Here is a 21,920-nt window from a genome sequence, read left to right as displayed (position 1 = left end):
ACCATTCCGCCTGGCGGCGGCCCTGCGGCCCGCGCCGGCGGCCCGGTTCAGACGCCGGAGGAGACGTCAGCCCTCTCGCGGGACTCCGTGTGCTTTCCCTCGGCCGCCGCCAGTCTGCGGTTGCGCCTGACCGAGGAGAAGAAGGACCAGGCGATCAGGACGACACCGACGAGGCCCGTGATGACCTCGTGGATCTCGTACCGGATGGTGACGAGCAGGATCACGGCCAGGGCCCCGATCGCGTAGTGCGCGCCGTGCTCCAGGTAGACGTAGTCGTCGAGGGTGCCCTGGCGGACCAGGTAGACCGTGAGCGAGCGGACGTACATCGCGCCGATACCGAGGCCGAGCGACATCAGGACGATGTCGTTGGTGATCGCGAAGGCGGCGATGACGCCGTCGAAGGAGAAGGACGCGTCCAGGACCTCCAGGTAGAGGAACATGAAGAACGCGGCCTTGCCGGCCATCACGACCGCTGGGACCTTCCTGCCGCTCCTCCTGGCCTCCTCCGCGGCCTCGTGCTCTCGCTCCTCCTCTTCCTCGAGCTTGTTCTCGAAGTAGCCGGAGAGGCCGGCGACGATCAGGTAGGTGATCAAGCCCGCGATCCCGGCGATCAGGACGGTCTCCGCCTTGTCCGCATGGACGCCGCCGTACTGGTGGGCCTTGGTGGCGAAGGTCATCGCGGAGACGAGCAGCACGATGAGCGCGATGCAGACGGAGAGCATGTCGACCTTGCCGAGCTTGGCGAGCGGACGCTCCAGCCAGCCGAGCCACTTGATGTCACGGTCCTCGAAGATGAAGTCGAGGAAGATCATCAACAGGAACATGCCACCGAAGGCGGCGATCGACGGGTGGGCGTCGGTCACCAGTTGCTGGTACGTCTCCTTGTCGTCGAGCGCGAGCCGTACCGCTTCGATCGGACCGATCCTGGCGCTGATGGCGACGATCACGACCGGGAAGACCAGGCGCATGCCGAAGACCGCGATCAGGACGCCGATGGTGAGGAAGATCTTCTGCCAGAAGGCATTCATCTTCTTCAGGATCCCGGCGTTGACCACGGCATTGTCGAAGGACACCGAGATCTCGAGGATGGACAGGATCGCCACGATCCCGAAGCCGGTCCATCCCCCGTATAACACCGCCGCGACCAGGCCGAGCGCGGTGACCGCGAACGACCAGCCGAACGTTTTCAGAAGCACTGGCTACCCAATCGTTGTGTGCGGGGCTCCCCCGCGCCGTACCTGACTTTACGAAGTATTGACCTGAAGTCTAGAGCGACGCCTCTGAGCCCCGACGTATACCGGCCAACGGCGCGGGCCTTCCACTCGCCGCCATGCCGGCAGACCTCGCTGAAGGGCAGCGAGGCTGTTGTCCCGGCGAGTTGGACGAGCCGGGCGCCGTCGACGAACCCATACAGCACCAACACGACGTCAACACGGCGTACTTGAAGACACGATGAGCACGCGCCGCCGGTGCGAACCCCTTTGCCGGCTTCAGCGCGTCAGCGCGCCCCAGGTCTGAGGGCCGACGATGCCGTCCACCGCGATGGCGAGGCGGCTCTGGAACTCTCGGACGTGTCGCTCCGTGACGGGACCGAAGACCCCGTCGACCGCGAGGGCCTGAAGATCCGGCACGTGGGCGTTGAGCAGTCGCTGGAGCTTGCGTACCGCAGCGCCGTGCGAGCCGTTGCTCAGGGTGGGCGTACCGGCGGCGTCCTCCTGCGCCCGCTCACCACCCGTCAGCATCCCCCAGGTCTGGGGCCCTACGACACCGTCGTCGTCGATCTCGACGCGACGCTGGTATTCGCGGACGCGCCCTTCCGTGACGGATCCGAAGTCCCCGTCGACGTCGAGGGGTTGGAGGTCGGGCACGTGGGTGTTCAGCAGCCGCTGGAGCTTCTCCACCGCGACTCCTTGCGAACCCCTGCTCAGTGTCGGCGTGCCGACACCGTCGTCCATGCCGGGCGTGCCACCTCCGCCCGGGGTCACCGACGGCTGGACGTCCAGGTACAGCGTGTACACCCCGAGGTCGCCTGCGAAGTCAACACCTCTGACCTCGACCTTATCGGTGAACTGCAGGGTGCGCGGATCGTCGGGACGCTGACGGGTCTGCCGTCGGGAGTTTGCGTCCAGCAGCCTCTCCTTCGGGATGAAGGCGGCCGATGGGTTGTATACGTCGTCGCCGATGCCCAGGACGTCATCGGCGACGAATTCGACCAGGGCACCCGCCAGGAGGTCGACCAAGGGCTTGGCCGCGCCGCCCACCCCGCCGGTGAAGGAAGCGATGGCAGCGCTCGCCGCGGCGGAGACCGCTTGGGCGACGGCCGCCTTTCCTTGCTCCGCGTCACCGGAGTCCTGTTCCACCAGCGCGGCGGACACGCTGATGTCCTGCGCCGGGCCGGAGTACAGCAGACGCTGGGCGTTGAAGATCCGCTGCCCCGGAGGCCCGAACAGCAGCGTGCCGCTGTCCGGGAATGTCACCGGTGCCTGCGGAGTCATCCCGGCAATCAGCTGGACGGTGCCGAAGATCTCGTCCTCGGCCTCTTGGCGGACATTGCACTCCATACCTGTCCATACAACCTTTACGTCAGGCATGACTCATCGGGTCCCTGGACTCAGGGCCGGACGGCGACGCTCGCTCGTCCCCCGTCGGTCGTGGCCGGCCGGCCGTGCGAAGTCCCGCCCACCGCCCCCGCGGTCCACCGTTCAGGACCGGGCGGAACGCCTCTTACTCCCGACTGTATGCCGCACGATCCGGCCTGTCCTGCGCGAACGGGGTGCGCCGCCCCGCTCCCTGGCTACCGCGGCTCCAAGCCTGCCAGTGGTCGTCGCAGCCGTGCCGGTGCCGTCCTCTGCCGACCCCTTCGTCAATGCTCCTCACCGGAGTCGCTTTGGACATGGTGGAGGGTTCTACGCGCGTCGGAATCAGGTCCGCCATATCGGAAAACACCATTCGGAATCGTCCCGGTTGGAGCTATGACCACAACTGTCCGACAGGGGGCGCAATATGCCCCGGGCCAGGAGACAATTTCGGCCGCACTGCCCAAAAAGATCAAGAGGAAATATCCGTGCGACAAAGACTCTTCGGCATGACCGCCTCCGTGGCCGCATTCGGACTACTGGGCTCCCTCGTCACCGCCTGCGGCTCGTCCGGGAGCGGCGGGACGACGTTGCGCGTGGTGGCCCCCGAGTACGGCGACGGCCCGACGACCAGCTCCAAGGCGTACTGGGACAAGCTGACCGCCGCCTTCACCGCCGCCCACCCCGGCATAACGGTCGAGGTGACGCTCTACCCGTGGGCAGACGTGGACCGCGAGGTCGCCCACATGGTCCAGGAGAACAACCCCCCGGACGTGGCTCTGATGGGCGCGTACTCCGACTTCGCGGCGCAGGGCCGCCTTTACGCCGCCAGTGAGGTGATGTCGATCAGAGCGGAGGCGAACTTCCTGCCGCCACTCGCGGAGGCGGGCTCGGTCGACGACACCCTCTACGGCTTGCCCTTCGCGGCAAGCAGCCGGCTGCTCTTCTGCAACGAGGAGCTGTTCGACAAGGCCGGAGCGAAGCCGCCGAAGACCTGGTCGGACCTGAAGGACGCGGCCACGGCGCTGAAGGAGGAGGGCGTGCTTTACCCGTACGCGCTGCCGCTCGGCCCCGAGGAGGCGCACGCCGAAGCCCTGATCTGGGAACTGAGCAACGGTGGCGGGTACACCGACAGCAACGGCGACTACAGCATCGCGTCCGAGCGGAACACGCAGACGTTCCGCTGGATCAAGGACAACCTGGTCACGCCGGCCCTGACCGGCCCGATCCCCCCGGCCGAGCTCAACCGGCAGGACGCTTTCGCCGCATTCCTGCGCGGCGACGTCGGCATGGTCAATGGCTATCCCTCCCTTCTTCACGAGGCGAGGAAGAAGGGCATGAAAGTCGGCACACTGAGCATGCCGGTGTCGGACACGCTGGGCGACGAGGTGACCCCGCCGGCGGCCGGCGTCGCCGACTGGATGATGGCTTTCAAGCGCGACGGAAATCGCGAATCGGTGGGCTCCTTCCTGAACTTCGTCTACGAGGACAAGAACCTCAGCGAGTTCGCCGGGCGCTACCACCTGTTGCCATCGACGGTGTCCGCCACCGAGACATCCCAGGACGCGGCGGCGGACCCCAGCGCCGATCAGTTCCTGACCGCACTGCAAACTGCCGAGCTCTACCCGGTCAACGACCCGTCCTGGCTGCAGGTCAGCAACACCATCAAGCGGAGCATCGGCAAGGCCGTCGCGCCGTCCAGCGACCCGAGGATCGTGCTGGAGCACATCGCCCAGCAGGCCCGGGACGCAGCGCAGCGAAGGTAGCGGGAAGACTCCGACGCCGTGATCACATCAGCCAGACCAAGATCGCTCCATGGGGTGACCGGCGGCTCGGCGCACCTCTCAGCTGCCGCTCAGCGGAGACGCCCACGTGGGGTCGTGTCGGGATCTCCTCGTGAGGTGGGCCAGCAGGTGCTCCGCCGCGATGGAGGCAGTGTCTTGCGGCGCGCCGACCACGGTCAGGGCGGCGATAAGCCTTGCCGATGCTGCTTCCGGCACGTCCGGGTCGGTGAGGAGGGGAAGCAGCAGCAGGAAGCGGCCGGCCGCGTCCTGGACACCTTCGGCCGCAAGGGACGGGCTGTCAGCGATCCGGATCAGTTCGTGCCATGTCAACCCGGTGCCCGAGAAGTCTCCGTCCCAGCCGGCGATCCGCTCGACGTAGCTTCTGCCTGGATGGGTGAGGAGGTAGTCGGTGCCGTAGTCGCCATCCAAGTTGCGATAGATCACCACGGCTCCGGGGCCGCCTTCTGCCGGCATCCTGAACACTGGCCAGCGTTCAGGATCGAAGAGGACCTCGGACAGGACATCGGCATCGGCGCCGTCCTCACCGAACCACTCCGGAGCCGGGCGCTCGGCACACCCCCCGTCGCTGCACATCGACAAGAGGTAGTTCGACCAGAAGCCCGGGTGGACCAGCAGTGACTCGCCCGGCACCAACGGGCCGCCGTCATATCCCTTGATCAGCATCTCTCGATGCTGTCACCAGCCACTGACACGGTCCGATCCGGTATCGGCACGGGGGTGCCGCCCACTTACGGGCGGGGGTGCCGCCCACGTACGGGACAGCCCTCAGCCGAGTGCGTGCTCCTTCAGAAAGGCCCCCGCATGGGCTGCGGCCTCCTCCTTCGTCGAGTACGACCTGCCGGAGTCGCCCGACCGGTGCGTGCCGTCCGCACCGGTACCGGCCCACCGCCAGTCGCCGGACTTGGGCTCCTGCGTCAGTTCGGCCGTTCCGCCGCACAGGTCGAGTGCACTGCTCGTCCGCGCCGCTGTGGTGGCTGGACGGCTGACGGCTTCCGGCCATTTCTTGCGAGCGCCCTGCCGGGTAATGCCCCACACAGCACCCATCTGCTCGTAGCTTGCGCCGTAGGACCCCGCTGTGCGTGCTGCGATCGCCGTCAGCCGTCTGACCTCCGCGTCCACCACCTTCCACGCGGCCAGTACGGACAGCGTCACCTCGGCGGGGTCCGCTTCCCAGATGCGGTCCTCGGGCAGCCCCGTCGCTCGGGAGCGCAGGGCCGACGCGAGCGGGTGGAGGGCGTCACAGAGGGCCTTGTCGAGCTCTGCCTGTTCTTCGGGAGTGATCTCAAATGGAGGCATCCGACAACCATAGTTAACGATCGAAGCCATGTAAACCTTGGTTGTCGATCGCACGCCCCAAAGAGGCACCCCCTCGGACCGAACTGTGCGCCCGGGGCGCGACTGTCCCGCCGCCTCACGAAATGCTGAGCACCCCACGGCGGCTCATTCTGAAAGCATGAACCGCCCAGTGCACCCTTCGCCCCGTATGCCGGGGACGCCGGGCTGCAGCGGCCGCTGCTGCGGCTGGGGCACTCCGGTCTGCGGCGGCGTGCGGAGACGGTGGCAGCGCAACCGGCCCGCCACCCATAACGCAAGATTCACTGGCTTCAGTGATCAAGGACCCCGACTGGTCCCCCCTGACCCTTGCCGTCTTCCTGCAGCTCCAGCGGTACTGGCAGTCCGGCCCGGCCGCCGGCACCGTCAAGGAATGACCGCCCGCCCCTGATCCCCCCTCCCGGAAGTTCCTCCCCGCGCGCACCACCGACCAGGAGCACCTCCCATGCGTACGCACACCACTCGCAGACTGTTCGGCGCAGTCGCCGTGCTCGCCACGCTCACGCTGACCGCCACCGCCTGCGGCTCCGACGACCCTGACACCGGCGCCCCCAGCGCCACCCCGAAGGACATCAACGCCGCGCTCGAGAAGGGCGGCAAGGTGACGGTGTGGGCCTGGGAGCCCACGCTCAAGAAGGTGGCGGAGGACTTCGAGAAGAAGTACCCCAACGTCGACGTCGAGCTGGTCAACGCGGGCACCGGCGACAAGCAGTACACGTCCCTGCAGAACGCGATGGCGGCCGGCAACGGCGCCCCCGACGTGGCGCAGGTCGAGTACTACGCCCTCGGCCAGTTCACCGCCGCCAAGTCCGTCGACGACCTCTCCCCCTACGGCGCCCAGAAATGGGGCACGAGCTTCACCACCGCCACATGGGACGCCGTCACCGGGGACAAGGCGGTCTACGCCCTGCCCATGGACTCGGGCCCGATGGCGTTCTTCTACAACAAGAAGGTCTTCGACAAGCACGGCATCAAGGTGCCGACGACCTGGGACGAGTACGTGGAGGCGGCGCGTACCCTCCACAAGGCCGACCCGAAGATCTTCATCACCAACGACACCGGCGACGCCGGCGCCACGACCAGCCTCATCTGGCAGGCCGGCGGCCGCCCCTACCAGACCGACGGTACCGACGGCACCGAGGTCACCGTGAACTTCGCCGACGAAGGCACCAAGAAGTACACCGCCACCTGGCAGAAGCTCCTCGACGAGAAGCTGGTCGCGCCGGTCAGCACGTGGAGCGACGCCTGGTACAAGGGACTGGCCGACGGCTCCATCGCCACTCTCTCCATCGGTGCCTGGATGCCGGCCAACTTCACCTCCGGAGTCCCCTCCGCCTCCGGTGACTGGCGGGTCGCCCCGCTGCCGGCGTGGACGGAGGGCGACATGACGACCGCCGAGAACGGCGGCAGCTCGCTCGCCGTGCCGAAGGACGCCAAGAACAAGGAACTCGCCTACGCCTTCACCGAGTTCGCCACCACCGGCGTCGGCGCGAGCTCCCGCGTCGCCCAGGGCGCCTTCCCCGCCACCCGCGCCGACCTCGAGTCGAAGGCGTTCCTCGACACCAAGTTCCCGTACTTCGGCGGCCAGCAGGCCAACCGGATCTTCGCCGAGTCCGCCCGCAACGTCGGCACCGACTGGTCCTACCTGCCCTTCCAGGTGTACGCGAACTCCATCTTCAACGACACCGTGGGCAAGGCGTACGTCTCCTCGACGACGCTCGACGACGGCCTGAAGGCCTGGCAGGACGCCAGCATCAAGTACGGCAAGGACCATGGCTTCACGGTCAACCCATAGCCCTCCGACGGCGGGCCCTCCCCGTGACCACGAGCAGCGCGCGGACGGCAAGGGCCTTGCGTGTGTGTGCGGATTCGCCGTGGACGGACCACACCCCCATGGCGTAGCTTCCCCCTCTGCACGCACGTCCGCGGGCACATTCCGGTTCCATGCCCGTGGGGGGGGCCACACCGCATGTCCTCTTCCCGTCTCGGTGTACTGCGTCCGCGCCCGGCTCTGCCCGGCCGGGTGCCCGGTCCTGGGCGGGCTCTGCTCGTCGCGGTGTGCGTGCTGCTCGTGGCCGTCGCAGTCTGTGACGTGTTCGCCGTGTACGCCGGCTTCCGGACCCATTCCTCGGTACAGGGGGACGGGAGCTTCGCGTTCGCCCGGCAGGATCAACTTGACTCAGCGGATGCTCTGTTCAGGATGGTGGACCGGTTCTACGCCCCGGCACTGGTGGTCTGCGCGGCCGTCTTCATCGCCTGGTTCCACCGGATGCGGCGCGCGGCTGGAGCGCTGGCGCCGGACGGCTTCCGGCTGGGCCCGGGCTGGGCAATCGGGGCCTGGTTCGTTCCCGGGGCATGCCTGTGGATGCCGTACCGGATCGCCGTCGAGATGTGGGCAGCCTGCCCGCGGGGTGCCGGCCGCGGTACGGCGGGCACCGGAACCTCCTTCTGGCCGGTGAACCTCTGGTGGGGCACCTTCGCCGGTTCGCTCCTGCTCCGCTGGTACTCCGGGTTCCGCCACAAGCGGGCCGAGGGCCTCGCGGAGGCGCTGGACGCCGTCACCCTGGGGATGGCGGCCGACGCGCTGAACATCGTCGCGGCCGGCGCGGCCGCGTACTTCACCGTCCGGCTCACCCGCATGCAGGTCACAGCCGGCCACTGACCGGGGCGGCCCCGGGTACCCCCTCCGTGCCCATCACGGACAGCGGCGATGCGATGATCCATGTCACTGTCGTGAGATCTTCAGAAGGCCGCGGCGCAGCCCTTAGCGTTGGCGAAACGAGCCGGGCGCGACGCGGGCGAGTGCCGCTCCCCAGTGCACTGCGTACGCGGGGAGGCGTCGGCAACCCGTTGCTCATCACCGGCAGGGTGAAGGGATCATGATGTTCCGCAAGGTACTGGTGGCCAATCGCGGGGAGATCGCGATTCGCGCGTTTCGCGCCGGCTACGAATTGGGTGCGCGTACGGTCGCCGTCTTCCCCCACGAGGACCGCAACTCTCTGCACCGGCTGAAGGCCGACGAGGCGTACGAGATCGGTGACCCCGGACATCCGGTGCGGGCCTACCTCTCCGTGGAGGAGATCATCCGGGCGGCCCGCCTGGCCGGCGCCGACGCCGTCTACCCGGGTTACGGATTCCTGTCCGAGAACCCGGAACTGGCGCGCGCCTGTGAGGCGGCGGGCATCACCTTCGTGGGCCCGAGCGTGCAGACCCTGGAGCTGACCGGGAACAAGGCGAGTGCCGTGGCCGCCGCCCGGGAGGCGGGCGTACCGGTGCTGGGTTCCTCGGCGCCCTCCACCGACGTGGACGAGCTGGTGGCGGCCGCCGAGGGCATCGGCTTCCCGGTGTTCGTCAAGGCCGTCGCCGGCGGCGGCGGTCGCGGCATGCGGCGGGTCGAGGACCCGGCGACGCTGCGCGAGTCCATCGAAGCGGCAGCCCGCGAGGCGGAGTCCGCCTTCGGCGACGCCACCGTCTTCCTGGAGAAGGCCGTCGTCGACCCGCGTCACATCGAGGTGCAGATCCTCGCCGACGGCGAGGGCAACGTCATCCACCTGTTCGAGCGCGACTGTTCGCTGCAGCGGCGCCACCAGAAGGTGATCGAACTCGCGCCCGCCCCGAACCTCGACCCGGTGGTGCGGCAGCGCATCTGCGACGACGCCGTGAAGTTCGCCCGTCGGATCGGCTACCGGAACGCGGGCACCGTGGAGTTCCTCCTCGACCGCGACGGCAATCACGTCTTCATCGAGATGAATCCGCGCATCCAGGTCGAGCACACGGTGACCGAGGAGGTCACGGACATCGATCTGGTGCAGTCGCAGCTGCGCATCGCCGCCGGCGAGACCCTTGCCGACCTCGGCCTGGCGCAGGAGTCCGTCGTCCTGCGCGGTGCCGCCCTGCAGTGCCGGATCACCACCGAGGACCCGGCCAACGGCTTCCGCCCGGACACCGGCATGATCAGCGCGTACCGCTCTCCGGGAGGCTCCGGCATCCGGCTCGACGGCGGCACCACCCACGCCGGTACGGAGGTCAGCGCCCACTTCGACTCGATGCTGGTCAAGCTGACCTGCCGGGGCCGGGACTTCAGGACCGCGGTCAACCGGGCCCGGCGCGCGGTGGCCGAGTTCCGCATCCGGGGCGTCTCCACGAACATCCCCTTCCTGCAGGCCGTGCTCGACGACCCGGACTTCCAGGCGGGGCACGTCACGACGGCCTTCATCGAGGAGCGGCCGCACCTGCTGACCGCGCGCCACTCCGCCGACCGCGGCACCAAACTGCTCACCTACCTCGCCGACGTCACCGTGAACAAGCCGCACGGCCCTCGGCCCGAGCTGATCGCCCCGGCCACCAAGCTGCCGGCGCTGCCCGCCGGCGAGCCGACCGCCGGCTCCCGGCAGAGGCTCCTCGCGCTCGGCCCGGAGGGCTTCGCGCGGAGCCTGCGCGAGTCGCCGACCATCGGTGTCACCGACACCACCTTCCGCGACGCCCACCAGTCGCTCCTCGCCACCCGGGTCAGGACCAAGGACCTGCTGGCCGTCGCCCCCACGGTGGCGCACAACCTCCCGCAGCTGCTGTCCCTGGAGTGCTGGGGCGGCGCCACCTACGACGTCGCGCTGCGCTTCCTCGCGGAGGACCCCTGGGAGCGCCTCGCCGCCTTGCGCGAGGCCGTGCCGAACATCTGCCTGCAGATGCTGCTGCGAGGCCGCAACACCGTGGGGTACACCCCCTACCCGACCGAGGTGACCGACGCCTTCGTGCAGGAGGCCGCCGCCACCGGCATCGACATCTTCCGGATCTTCGACGCGCTCAACGACGTCGACCAGATGCGCCCCGCCATCGACGCCGTACGGGAGACCGGGACGGCGGTGGCCGAGGTCGCGCTGTGCTACACGTCCGACCTCTCCGACCCGGCGGAGAAGCTGTACACGCTGGACTACTACCTGCGGCTGGCCGAGAAGATCGTCGCCGCAGGTGCGCATGTGCTGGCGGTCAAGGACATGGCGGGCCTGCTGCGCGCCCCCGCCGCGGCGAAGCTGGTCTCCGCGCTGCGCAGGGAGTTCGACCTGCCGGTGCACCTCCACACCCATGACACCGCGGGCGGCCAGCTCGCCACCTATCTCGCGGCGATCCAGGCCGGGGCTGACGCGGTGGACGGCGCGGTGGCCTCCATGGCCGGTACCACCTCTCAGCCGTCGCTGTCGGCGATCGTCGCCGCGACCGACCACTCCGATCGGCCCACCGGGCTCGACCTGCAGGCGGTCGGTGACCTGGAGCCGTACTGGGAGAGCGTCCGCAAGGTGTACGCCCCCTTCGAGGCGGGTCTGGACTCGCCGACCGGGCGCGTGTACCACCACGAGATTCCCGGCGGGCAGCTCTCCAACCTGCGTACGCAGGCCGTCGCGCTCGGCCTCGGCGACCGTTTCGAGGACGTCGAGTCGACGTACGCCGCCGCGGACCGGATGCTGGGCCGACTGGTGAAGGTCACGCCGTCGTCGAAGGTGGTGGGTGACCTCGCCCTGCATCTCGTGGGTGCCGGCGTGGCGCCCGGGGACTTCGAGGCGGCGCCGAACCGCTTCGACATCCCCGACTCGGTCATCGGCTTCCTGCACGGCGAGCTGGGTACGCCGCCCGGCGGCTGGCCCGAGCCGTTCCGCAGCAAGGCGCTGGAGGGCCGCGCCGGCCCCAAGCCGATGCCGGACCTGACCGCCGAGGACCGCACCGGCCTGGCCAAGGACCGCCGCGCGACGCTGAACCGCCTCCTCTTCCCCGGCCCGACGAAGGCGTACGAGGCACACCGCCAGGCCTACGGCGACACCAGCGTCCTCGACAGCAAGGACTTCTTCTACGGGCTGCGCCCCGGGAAGGAGTACACCGTCGATTTCGGGCCCGGTGTGCGGCTGCTCATCGAGCTGGAGGCCATCGGCGAGGCCGACGAACGCGGCATGCGCACCGTCCTGTCCACCCTGAACGGCCAACTGCGGCCGATCCAGGTACGCGACAACGCGGCGGCCGCCGACCTCCCGGTGACCGAGAAGGCCGACAGGTCCAAGCCCGGGCATGTCGCCGCGCCGTTCGCCGGGGTGGTCACGCTGGCCGTCGCCGAGGGCGACGACGTCGAGGCCGGTGCGACGGTGGCCACCATCGAGGCGATGAAGATGGAGGCCTCGATCACCGCCCCGCGGAGCGGACGGGTGTCCCGTCTGGCCATCACCAGGATCCAGCAGGTGGAAGGCGGCGACCTCCTCGTCGAGATCGGGTGAGGCACTGGTCGGTGGGCGGCCGGGACACCGAGCCAGGTGTCCCGGCCGGGCCGCGTCGCTCCGGCGGGTGTCAGGGGGTGGCGGGGCCGCTCGTCACGATCCTCCAGCTGCCGGCGTTCACCGCGTACACCGTCAGCCGGCGGTTGACCGTGTCGCCGTCCTCGTCGAAGGCGACGCGGCCGGTGACACCGTCGAAGGCCAACCCGGCGACGGCCTGCGGCAGCTTCGCCCGGGCGTTGTCGGGGAGGGTTCCGCCGTTGGCCGCCACGACGCTCTTCACCGCCTCGATGAGGGTCCAGGTCGCGTCGTAGGCGTAAGGGCCGTACCAGCCGGCCGGCTGCGGGTAGCCCGCTTTCCGGTACCGGGTGAGGAAGTCCTGCCCTGCCTCCGATTCCTCGGCGGGTAGGCCGGGGTTGGTCGCGAGGTCGCCCTCGGCCTGTGGGTTCGCCGTGAGGTACTGCTGGTCGAAGATGCCGTCGCCGCCCATCAGGGGGACGTTCACCCCCGCCTGCTTGAGCTGCTGGGAGAGCGGCGCCGCGGTGTCGTGGTAGCCGCCGAAGTAGACGGCGTCGGCGCCCGACGACCGCACCCTGACGGCGAGGCCCGCGAAGGCGCGTTCCGCGGGATCGACCTGTTCGGTGCCGACAACGGTCCCGCCGAGCTTGGCGAACTCTGCCGTGAGACCGGAGGTGAGCGCGGTGCCGTGGGCACTCGCGTCATCGATCACGTAGAGCTTGGTCTTCTTCGCCTCATGCAGGTAGCGGGCGGCGAACGGCCCCTGGTCGACGTCCGTGGCGATGGTGCGGAAGTAGGTGGAGTGAGGACGGGACCTGGTGCCCGCGGCCCAGTCGGTGCCCAGGGTCAGGGAGGGGTCGGTGTTGCCCGGTGACACGTTGACCACGTCCGCCCGCGCGAGCGGTGGCACCAGGGTCCGGGCGACAGCGGAGTTGAGAGGGCCGACGACCCCCAGCACCTTCTCGTCGGACACGAACTGGGCGGCGTTGGGCGCTCCCTTGGCGGGGTCGGCCCCGTCGTCCAGGGCCTTGATCTCGAATTTCACGCCGGTGACGTGCCGGGACTCGTTGGCGGTCCTGGCCGCCAGGTCGGCGGAGTTCCTGATACCGACGCCCATCGAGGACAGTCCCCCGCTCAGTGGCGCGTCCACCCCGATCACCACCGTGACAGTGGAGGCCCCCGCGCCGCTGCCGGCTGCCCCGCCGCCGGGTGCGTCATCGTCACGGGTGAGGGTCCACGTCAGGACGGAGCCCGTGGTGAGCACGGCCAGCGCCGTGCCGAGGACCGCGGAGCGCCGGGTGAGGCCACGTCGCCGGGCGTACGCCGGCTCATTGTGCTCCGACCTGGCCGTCGCACCGAGCGTGGCCCGGTTCCCAGACGGGGGTACGGGTACGGGCGTGGCGGTCGGCCGGTCCGGCACGGGGCGGGGCGGGGTGCCGGCGGCGGACCCGGAGTCCAGGACCGTGGGGGTTGGTGGTGTCGGCGGAGGTGATGGTGCGTGCTGCGGCATCGTCGGAGCGGAAGCGTGCTCCGCCGCCGCGTCCGGTGCCGCGTCAGGTGCCGGTGCCGGTGCGGGCGTCGCTCGCGGATCTGGCGTGGGTTCGGGCTCGGGGTCGTGCGTCGGCCCGTGCCCGCCGGATACGTCGGGCCGAGACGGGGAGGACCGCAGCACCGACGCGATCATCTCGGCCGCTTCCGCGGCGCCCACGCGCTGCGTCGGGTCCTTGGTGAGGAGCGCGTCCAGCACGGAGGTCAGCGGACCGGCGTGGACCGGTGGCCGGTGCGGGCGGGTGAACACGGCCACGGCGAGGGCGTGGAGCCCTTCCACATCGAACGGCGGGTGCCCCTCGACGGCGTGGTAGAGGGTGGCGCCGAGCGCCCACAGGTCGTTGGCAGGGGTCGGTCGCTTGCCCTCCAACTGCTCCGGCGGCATGTACTGGGGCGTGCCGATGACGATCCCGCTGTGGCTCAGCTTCGTCGTGGCGTCCGCGAGGTGGGCGATGCCGAAGTCGGTCAGGACCACACGGTCCTTGGTCAGCAGCACGTTGTCCGGCTTGATGTCGCGGTGGACGATCCTCGCCGCGTGCGCCTCGGCCAGTGCGTCGAGCATGGCGGCGCCGATCTCGGCCACCCGCCGTACAGGGAGTCGGCCGAGGTCGCGGATGGCGGCGGCCAGGGACTGCCCGCGGATCAACTCCATGATGATGACGGGGGCGTCGTGGTGCTCCACCACGTCATGGACGGTGATGACCCCGGGGTGGCTGAGAGTGACCGCTGCGCGGGCCTCGCTGGTGAACCGCCTGAGCAGCTCGGCGCGGTCGCCGTCGTCCAGGCCCGGCGGGAAGAGGATCTCCTTGACAGCGACCTCGCGTCCGAAGAGCTGCTGGTCCAGGCCGCGCCAGACCCGGCCCATACCGCCCTGGCCGATGCGTTCGACCAGCTGGTACCGGCCGGCGATGAGTTCGGGATTCTGCTCGGTCACGCGCACACTCTAGGTCCTGCTGAGCCGATCAGGTGACGGAAAGACGGCTTGATCACGCCCACGGTGACGAGGACACGGAGTGGAAATACCGCCGCTCCTGCACGCTGACTCGCTTCCTGACGCACGGAAAGACGGGAAACCGGCCGATCCGGCGGCGACGGGCCGACGCTTCGACGTGCGCCTCACCACACGTGGGTGAACCATGGAAAGAGGTCGTGCGTGCAGCAGCCGCAGACGGGGGGAAGTCAAGGCACGGGTTTCAGCTTCGGCTCCCAGAGGTGGCGAGGATGGACGTTTTCGATGCCGTCGTCGTCGGATCCGGTTTCGGTGGATCCGTGACCGCCTATCGCCTGGCCGATGCCGGACTTCGCGTGTGCCTTCTCGAAAGAGGAAAGCCGTTCCCGCCCAGATCCTTTCCGCGGAGTCCCCACGAAACGGCCAAGAACTTCTGGGATCCGGATTCCCGGCTTTACGGAATGTACGACATGTGGAGCTTCTCGAAGATGGACGCGCTGGTGTCCAGCGGGCTGGGCGGGGGCTCCTTGATCTATGCGAACGTGCTGATTCGCAAGCCGGAGAGCTGGTTCGTCCACGAGTCTTTCGACGGTGGCTACGAGGACTGGCCCGTCACACGTGCGGACCTCGATCCGCACTACGCCGACGTCGAGACCATGATGGGTGCGCAAAAGTACCCATTCGATGTGGAGCCTTACCGGAGCACGCCCAAAACCGCCGCCATGCGGCAGGCGGCCGAGCGGCTGGGTCTTCCGTGGGAGCTGCCGCCGCTGGCCGTCTCCTTCGGGAACCCCCCGGTTCCGGGCGCCCCCCTCGAGGGCGGTGAGGACAATCTGCACCACAGCCCGCGCTATGCGTGCAGGCTTGTCGGTGAATGCGACCTCGGCTGCAACTTCGGCAGCAAGAACAGTCTGGATTTCACCTACCTCAGCGCCGCGGACCGGCTCGGGGTGGAAATCCGGACCCTCTGCGAGGTCCGCTCGTTCGAACCGGCCCAAGAGGGGTTCCTGGTCTCGTACATCGAGCACGGCGGGGCCGGGGACGGAGATCCGTCGGCTCCTCCCGAGCAGCGCACCGTCAGGGCCAGGCGGCTGATTCTCTCTGCCGGTACGCTCGGCACCACCTATCTGCTGCTGAGGAACCGCAGCGCCTTTCCTGCGCTCAGCCCCGCGCTGGGTACTCGTTTCTCCGGGAACGGGGACTTTCTCGGGCTGGTGTTCAAAGCGCGGGAGAGACGCCAGGACCGGCCCGGGGAGACGGTGCCGCGCATACTGGATCCGAGTCTCGGCCCGGTCATCACCAGTGCGATGCGGGTGGACCGCAAGGGGAGCGGCGAGAGGGACCGGGGTTTCTACATCGAGGACGCCGGGTACCCGGAGTTCCTCAACTGGCTCGTCGAGCACAACGTCCTCACCATGTCCAACAGGGTCGCGAGGTTCGTGCTGCGGCGAGGGTGGTCGCAGCTGACGAGGACCGCCAGGAGCCGTGTGGGACGACAGATCGGTGACGCCATGGGGAAGGGGCTGTTCACCGCCACGTCCTTGCCGTTGCTCGGCATGGGACGGGACGTCCCCGACGGCCGGATGTTCCTCCGGGACGGACATCTGGACCTCGACTGGAAGCCGGCCGCATCCGATCAGTACTTCGACCAGATGAACGAGACCATGGAGCGCGTGTCCCGCAGTCTCGGCGGACACTACGCCGCGAATCCCCTGTGGTTGCTCAACCGCCTCATCACCGTGCATCCCGTGGGCGGCGCGCCGATGGGGCGCACCGCACGGGAAGGCGTGGTGGACCCCTTCGGCCGCGTGTACGGCTGTCCGGGGTTGTCGATCGCCGACGGATCGGTGTTGCCCGGCCCCGTGGGACCGAATCCCTCGCTCACCATCGCGGCGCTGGCCGACCGGTCGGCCGACCGCATCATCGAGGACCACCAGCAGAACCCTGTGAGCCCCTCATGACGACCGGACAGGGCGCCACGGCCCGCAGCGGATCCCCGCGCAGATCGCTCATCCTCGCCGGCGGCGGGCTGAAGGTGGCTTACCAGGCCGGGGTCCTCCAGGTTCTCCTCGACGAGGCCGAGCTGACGTTCGACCATGCCGACGGCGCCAGCGGAGGTGTGTTCAACCTCGCGATGTACTGCCAGGGGATGTCCGGACGCGAGATGGCGGACAACTGGCGCAGGCTCTCTCCGCTGAAGGGCGTCTCCCCGAACTGGCGCGAGTTGCCGAAGGGGCCGTACGCCCGTTCCCTCTTCACGCTGGACGGGTATCGGCGACGCGTCTTCCCGGACTGGGGGCTGGACTGGGATCGGATCCGGGCCACCGATCGGGAAGCCACCTTCAACCTCTACAACTTCAGCTCCAACGAACTGGAGACGGTGACCGCCGACCGCATGGACGAGGACCGCTTCTGTGCCGGGGTGTCGCTGCCCATGTGGTTCCCTCCGGTCGTCATCGACGGACAGACCTACATCGACCCTGTCTATCTGACCGACGGCAACGTCGAGGAGGCGATCCGGCGAGGCTGTGACGAGCTGTGGATCATCTGGACGGTCAGCCGACGGCACCGCTGGCGGGACGGCTTCATCGCCAACTACTTCCACATCATCGAAACAACTGCCAACGGTCAGTTGCAGCACTGGCTGCGTCGGATCGAGGCCAGCAACGCGGCCATCCGCAGAGGAGACGACGGAGAGTTCGGGCGCCTGATCGACGTCCGCCTCCTGAGTGGCGAGGTCCCCCTGAACTACCTCATCAACTTCAGCAGGGACCGTTTCGCCCAGGCCGTGGAACTCGGGGTCCAACGTGCTCGCCACTGGTGCACGGCCCAGGGGATTCCCTGGAAGGCCGGCGCCCCTCCGGGCCGCCCCGACGACCCGACCCGCCTTCGCTTCACCGAACGCATGGTCGGCCGTGTCGTCTTCGGGGAGAAGGACGTCCAGGAAACTGTCTCGACGGAGGGTGGAGCAACCGCCGACATCGCCTTGCACCTGACCGTCGACATCCAGGGAGTGGACCGCTTCCTCGTCGATCCGGAGCACGAGGCCTCACTGCGCGGAGAGATCGTCTGCCAGGAGCTGGGTGGGCGCCTTCCGGTCGAACGAGGAACCTTCCAGCTGTTCGTGGAGCACTCGGACCCGCAGCACCTGCGGATGCGCTACCGCCTGTTCTTCACCGACCGGGCCGGTCACCGGCTCACGCTCAGCGGGTACAAGGACGTCAGTGAGGACTCCCGTCGGGGAGTCTGGAAGGACACGTCCGTCCTCCACACGCGCGTGCTCCGTGGCCACGTCGATGCCGGCGAAGAGTCCGCAGCCGTGCCGGTGGCCTCCGGAACCGTGCACATCCGCCCCGCCGACTTCCTGAAGCAACTGACCACCTTCCGGGTCGAGGCTCCGACGCTGCCCGGCAGGGTCACCACGCTGCGGCGCTTCGGGCAGTTCTTCTTCGGCAAGCTGTGGGACGTGTACGCGCAGAACGTCATGCCCTGGTCTCCGCTGTGACCGAGGAGGAGCCGTCGTGGACATCCATGAGTTGCGCAAGCACGTGGAGGCACTCCGGTTCACACCCCAGGAACCGGTGCGCTGGCTGGCACCGAAAGAGCTGACGCGTACGGCGGTCAAGGTCGCGCTGGCCGCCATGTTCGCCGACTACTCGGACAAGCGCGAGATACAGGGCGCGCTCGAGGCAGGTCTCCTGCGGGCACCGTTGGCGGACCCCGGTGCCGAGGAGATCTGGATCGACTTCGTCGCGGACCTCGGCGACGGGTTCGAGGCGACGGCCTCCGTGGCATCCGCCCTGGCGGCGGACCGGCTCGCCGTCGCCGGGCCCGCCCCGCTCCCTCGTGGCTCGCTGCTCGTCCTCGGCGGGGACCAGGTGTACCCGGTGGCGTCGACGACCGCGTACGAGGACCGGATGAAGGGGCCCTACCGCGCCGCGCTCCCGTCGGCACCGGACGAGCCGCTCATGGTCGCACTGCCGGGGAACCACGACTGGTACGACGGACTCACCGCGTTCCTGCGGGTGTTCGCCCAGGAGAGCCCCATCGGAGGCTGGCAGACGCGGCAGACCCGGAGCTACTTCGCCGTGGAGCTGCCGCAGCGCTGGTGGCTCGTCGGGCTGGACAGCCAACTCGGCTCCTACTTCGACGATCCGCAGCGGCGCTACTTCGAGACCCACCTCTCGCCGCGGCTGCGGCCGGGCGACAGCGTGATCGTCTGCTCCGCCGCGCCCACCTGGGTGAAGAGCGGCGAGGAGCCCGACGCCTTCAACTCCCTGCACTGGTTCGACCGCAACATCGTACGGACCCGGTTCGACCGGACGACCCGGAAGCGTGAGGACACGGGCGCGTCGATTCGGCTGTGGCTCACCGGCGACAAGCACCACTACGCCCGCTACGCGGAACGGCTGCCCGACGACGGGCCCGGAGCCGACGACGCCCTGCCTCCGGACCCTCGCCGGCGCCAGATGGTGACGTGCGGCCTGGGCGGCGCGTACCTGGCAGCCACGCACAGGCTTCCGAAGGCTCTGCCGCTGCCGCCGGCCACCTCGCGTATGCGAGAGAAGGATGACCCGCCGCCGGCCTTCGCCCTCGCACAACAGACGTACCCGGATGCGGGCGAGTCCCGCTCGCTCGCCCGCGGGATCGCCGCGTTCTGGTCGCCGCACTGGCTCCCGCGGCGAAACCCCGGGTTCGCGGTCCTGACCGGCGTGGTGCACATGGTGCTCGCCCTGATCCTGTGTGGCGCGTTCGCGCTGGCCGAGGGCAGACACAATCCTGTCGACGCCCTGCGGGCCGCCGACGGCGACGACCTGCTCGGCCTGCTCTGCACGAGTGCCGCCCTCTTCGTCCTGCCCTTCGTGATCGGCTGGTGGACGGGGCTGCTCCGCGAACGGCGGCCCGTTGCACCGTCCGGTCCGGTCGTGGTCGTGCTGTTCCAGTTGGCGGTCACCACCGCGGCACTGACCGGCACCGTCGCCATCGCCCAACTGGTCCCCTCCTCCTGGAACGGGTTCATGTTCCTGGCGATCCTGCTGGTGGTCGCCGCCGTGGCGGGCGCGTCCCTCGGCTCCCAGCTCTTCGCCCTGTGGGTCCTGTGGACGAACCATGGTCTGGTCGCCGAGTGGCAGATGTCCGGGCAGTCCATCGACGACCACAAGGGATTCGTTCGGATGCACATCGGACGGGACGGAAGACTCACCCTCTACCCGCTGGCGCTCGACGGCGCCTGCCGGGACTGGGACCTCGACGAGGTCGCGGACACCCCGGCCGCGTGGACGCGACCGGTGCCCGCGACACCCCAGACCGTACGCCTGATCGAAGAGCCGTTCGTGATCGCGCGGCACGGCCAAGGACAACCGCCTCCGGCCCCGGCTGACCCGGCAGAAGACGCTGTGTGACGTGCCGCTGGACACGTTGCCCCGGCCCGCGCCCATTTGGCCGAGAAAGGCGCGTCCCACGCGCTGGATGCAGTCCGGGCGAACCACACCCGCACGCGGCTGTCATGCGTCGACATTGTTGACACCAGCCGCATCTCCACGGTCCTCACCGAGATCCGGACCATAAGCGGACCAAGACCTCCCCATTGACGCCCCCTGTTAAGCACCTCGTCGGGCGTTTTCTCGACCCTCGAAGATTCTTGGCCGGAATTCATCGGAATTCTCAACCGTCGGCGGCAGGTGCGCCCGGCAGGTCGCGGAGCCCGCGCAGCGGTGCCACCAGCAGGAAACCGCCGGCGGCCACCAGCGCGGCCGTGACGACCCACATCGTGGAGCGGGCGCCGAAGAGGGAGGCGAGGGAGCCGCCCAGGAGGGCTCCGAGCGGGATGGTGCTGTAGTTGAGGAACAGGGTGGTCGCGGTGACGCGCCCCCGCAGCTCGGACGGGCAGTACGCCTGCCGGAAGCTGACGATGATGACGTTGCAGGCCACGACCCCGGCGAGCATCACGACCGTTCCGAGCACGAAGAACGCCAGCCTCGGCCCGGGACCGGCGAGCGCGGCGAGCAGGCCGAAGGGCGAGGCGGCGAACTGGATGGCCAGCAGGGCGCGTGCCGTGCCCAGGCGCCTGGCGAGCCGACCGGCCACGAGGCCGCCGAGCACCCCGCCGAGACCGCCGAAGGAGACGAGCCAGCCGAGCGTGTCGGAGCCGACGCCGACGGTCCGCACGAGGAAGACGATCTGGACGGCCTGGAGGCCGGCCATCGCCAGGTTGACCGCCGCGCCGAACGCGGTGACGGCCCTGACCCAAGGATCACCGACGACGAAGCGCAGGCCGTCGGAGATCTCGCGGCTCAGCCGCCGCCGGGGTGCCGGGGCGGGGCGCGGTCCGTCGGAGCGGATGGCCGTGAGACAGAGCGATGACACCACGAAGGAGGCCGCGTCGAGCAGCAGGCCCGGCACACTGCCCAGGGTCTGGGCGATCAGCCCGCCGAGACCGGGGCCCGCCACCCTGGCGGCCTGATCCCCGGCCTGCAGCTGCGCGTTGCGGTCCATCAGCTCGGCCGTGGCGACCAGTTGGGGCAGATAGGCCGAGTAGGCGGTGGAGAAGAAGACGGAGGCGGTACCGGAGATCAGGGCGGCCCCGAGGAGGTGCCCGATGGTCAGGACTCCCAGCCACCAGGTAACCGGCACGCTCACGAACACCGCCGCGGAGACGGCGTTGCACACGAGCATCACCCGGCGTGGCGCGAGACGGTCGACCCACGCACCGGCAGGCAGGCCGATGACCAGCCACGGCAGCCACGGCGCGGCGGTGAGCACACCCATCACGAACGGCGAGGCGTGGAGTGTGGTGACGGCGACGAGCGGCAGCAGGACGGACGTCACGCTGGTGCCCAGCTTGCTGGTGGTCTCGCCGATGAGCAGCAACCGGAAGTTCCGGCGGGAGCGTTGGCCCTGGTCTTTCGCGGACTGCGTGGCAGTTGGCACGGCGGATTCCAGCACGGCCTCCGGACCTCGATAGCACGACGAATTCCTGACGCGCCACAGAGTACGTGCGGTGGACGTGAGTTCGGGCTGGATCGTACAAGTTCATCGTCCCGGAAACCAGGGTGGCCATTTCCCGCCGGTGCCGCTTAGGCTCTGCCGCGTCCATTGCCAACGAACCATGCCCCGTGGGAGGGTCGAGCCCGGATGATCAATCCGTTCGAGAATGATTCCGGCCAATTCCTGGTCCTTGTCAATGGCGAGAACCAGCACTCCCTCTGGCCCTTGGAATTCGATATTCCGGCCGGCTGGAGCACGGCATTCGGACCGGACCTGCGGGCGGCGTGCCTGGAGTACGTGGAGCACGCCTGGACCGACATGCGGCCGGCGAGCCTGCGCGCCGCGATGGACACGGCACCGCACTAGCGACGGCCCCTCCGAGGGCGCCGCGACCGCCTCCGGCCCCTCCGAGGGCGCCGGGAACCCCACCCGATCCCTCCGAGAGCGCCGG

At 69.1% G+C, this 21,920-nt stretch carries 14 protein-coding genes and 2 pseudogenes; 9 read left to right on the top strand and 7 right to left on the bottom strand.

What is annotated here, in order from left to right; translation table 11 throughout:
* Positions 1-47: 47 nt before the first annotated feature.
* From OG361_RS38280 to OG361_RS38270, 3 genes and pseudogenes are all read right to left on the bottom strand, one after another.
* Positions 48-1,196, bottom strand: coding sequence for a DUF475 domain-containing protein (locus OG361_RS38280; RefSeq protein WP_405861116.1), 1,149 nt, complete (start codon positions 1,194-1,196; stop codon positions 48-50).
* A gap of 65 nt (positions 1,197-1,261) precedes the next feature.
* Positions 1,262-1,345 (bottom strand): annotated as a pseudogene (locus OG361_RS38275) (chemical-damaging agent resistance protein C); the annotation flags it as partial.
* A gap of 145 nt (positions 1,346-1,490) precedes the next feature.
* A complete protein-coding gene (locus OG361_RS38270; RefSeq protein WP_405861114.1) occupies positions 1,491-2,591 on the bottom strand; it encodes a peptidoglycan-binding protein in 1,101 nt (366 codons plus the stop codon).
* A 494-nt stretch (positions 2,592-3,085) separates the two neighbouring features.
* Here OG361_RS38270 and OG361_RS38265 point away from each other — a divergent pair, with 494 nt between their 5' ends.
* Positions 3,086-4,342, top strand: coding sequence for an extracellular solute-binding protein (locus OG361_RS38265; RefSeq protein WP_405861112.1), 1,257 nt, complete (start codon positions 3,086-3,088; stop codon positions 4,340-4,342).
* Positions 4,343-4,420: 78 nt separating this feature from the next.
* On the opposite strand, the gene OG361_RS38260 is transcribed toward OG361_RS38265, so the two are convergent.
* Both OG361_RS38260 and OG361_RS38255 read right to left on the bottom strand, forming a co-directional pair.
* Positions 4,421-5,044: a hypothetical protein gene (locus tag OG361_RS38260; protein WP_405861110.1), complete on the bottom strand. Its 624-nt coding sequence runs from the start codon at positions 5,042-5,044 to the stop codon at positions 4,421-4,423.
* Between the two features lie 102 nt (positions 5,045-5,146).
* Positions 5,147-5,707 carry a hypothetical protein gene (locus OG361_RS38255; RefSeq protein ID WP_405861108.1) on the bottom strand — a complete coding sequence of 187 codons (561 nt, stop codon included), beginning with the start codon at positions 5,705-5,707 and terminating at the stop codon, positions 5,147-5,149.
* 281 nt (positions 5,708-5,988) lie between these two features.
* On the opposite strand from OG361_RS38255, the pseudogene OG361_RS38250 reads away from it, so the two are divergent.
* The 4 genes and pseudogenes from OG361_RS38250 to OG361_RS38235 all read left to right on the top strand — a co-directional run.
* Positions 5,989-6,090 (top strand): annotated as a pseudogene (locus OG361_RS38250) (carbohydrate ABC transporter permease); the annotation flags it as partial.
* Between the two features lie 68 nt (positions 6,091-6,158).
* Positions 6,159-7,508 (top strand): ABC transporter substrate-binding protein, encoded by a 1,350-nt coding sequence (locus tag OG361_RS38245; protein WP_405861106.1) that lies wholly within the window; start codon positions 6,159-6,161, stop codon positions 7,506-7,508.
* A 174-nt stretch (positions 7,509-7,682) separates the two neighbouring features.
* Positions 7,683-8,375 carry a DUF4328 domain-containing protein gene (locus tag OG361_RS38240; RefSeq protein WP_405861104.1) on the top strand — a complete coding sequence of 231 codons (693 nt, stop codon included), beginning with the start codon at positions 7,683-7,685 and terminating at the stop codon, positions 8,373-8,375.
* A gap of 220 nt (positions 8,376-8,595) precedes the next feature.
* Positions 8,596-11,970 (top strand): pyruvate carboxylase, encoded by a 3,375-nt coding sequence (locus OG361_RS38235; RefSeq protein WP_405862662.1) that lies wholly within the window; start codon positions 8,596-8,598, stop codon positions 11,968-11,970.
* Positions 11,971-12,040: 70 nt separating this feature from the next.
* Here the strand turns inward: OG361_RS38235 and OG361_RS38230 are convergent, their stop codons facing one another.
* A complete protein-coding gene (locus OG361_RS38230; protein WP_405861102.1) occupies positions 12,041-14,467 on the bottom strand; it encodes a bifunctional serine/threonine-protein kinase/ABC transporter substrate-binding protein in 2,427 nt (808 codons plus the stop codon).
* A gap of 287 nt (positions 14,468-14,754) precedes the next feature.
* On the opposite strand from OG361_RS38230, the gene OG361_RS38225 reads away from it, so the two are divergent.
* The 3 genes from OG361_RS38225 to OG361_RS38215 are packed head-to-tail and all read left to right on the top strand — an operon-like array spanning position 14,755 to position 19,884.
* On the top strand, positions 14,755-16,443 hold the full coding sequence (locus OG361_RS38225; RefSeq protein WP_405861100.1) for a GMC oxidoreductase: 1,689 nt from the start codon (positions 14,755-14,757) through the stop codon (positions 16,441-16,443).
* The gene (locus tag OG361_RS38220) at positions 16,440-17,987 is read left to right on the top strand and encodes a patatin-like phospholipase family protein (protein WP_405861098.1); all 1,548 of its coding nucleotides are present in this window, start codon (positions 16,440-16,442) and stop codon (positions 17,985-17,987) included. The genes OG361_RS38225 and OG361_RS38220 overlap by 4 nt, the downstream gene beginning before the upstream one ends.
* Before the next feature lie 16 nt (positions 17,988-18,003).
* Positions 18,004-19,884 (top strand): hypothetical protein, encoded by a 1,881-nt coding sequence (locus tag OG361_RS38215; protein WP_405861096.1) that lies wholly within the window; start codon positions 18,004-18,006, stop codon positions 19,882-19,884.
* Positions 19,885-20,146: 262 nt separating this feature from the next.
* Here the strand turns inward: OG361_RS38215 and OG361_RS38210 are convergent, their stop codons facing one another.
* Positions 20,147-21,412: an MFS transporter gene (locus tag OG361_RS38210; protein ID WP_405861094.1), complete on the bottom strand. Its 1,266-nt coding sequence runs from the start codon at positions 21,410-21,412 to the stop codon at positions 20,147-20,149.
* Between the two features lie 204 nt (positions 21,413-21,616).
* Here OG361_RS38210 and OG361_RS38205 point away from each other — a divergent pair, with 204 nt between their 5' ends.
* Complete coding sequence (locus OG361_RS38205; RefSeq protein WP_405861092.1) at positions 21,617-21,835, top strand: MbtH family protein; 219 nt, start codon at positions 21,617-21,619, stop codon at positions 21,833-21,835.
* Positions 21,836-21,920 lie beyond the last annotated feature (85 nt).

This window comes from Streptomyces sp. NBC_00090 (assembly GCF_045160815.1).
In the GTDB taxonomy this organism is placed as follows: Bacteria; Actinomycetota; Actinomycetes; order Streptomycetales; family Streptomycetaceae; genus Streptomyces.
Note: the sequence above shows the minus strand (reverse complement) of the source record. Positions and strands in the feature narration are given on the sequence as shown.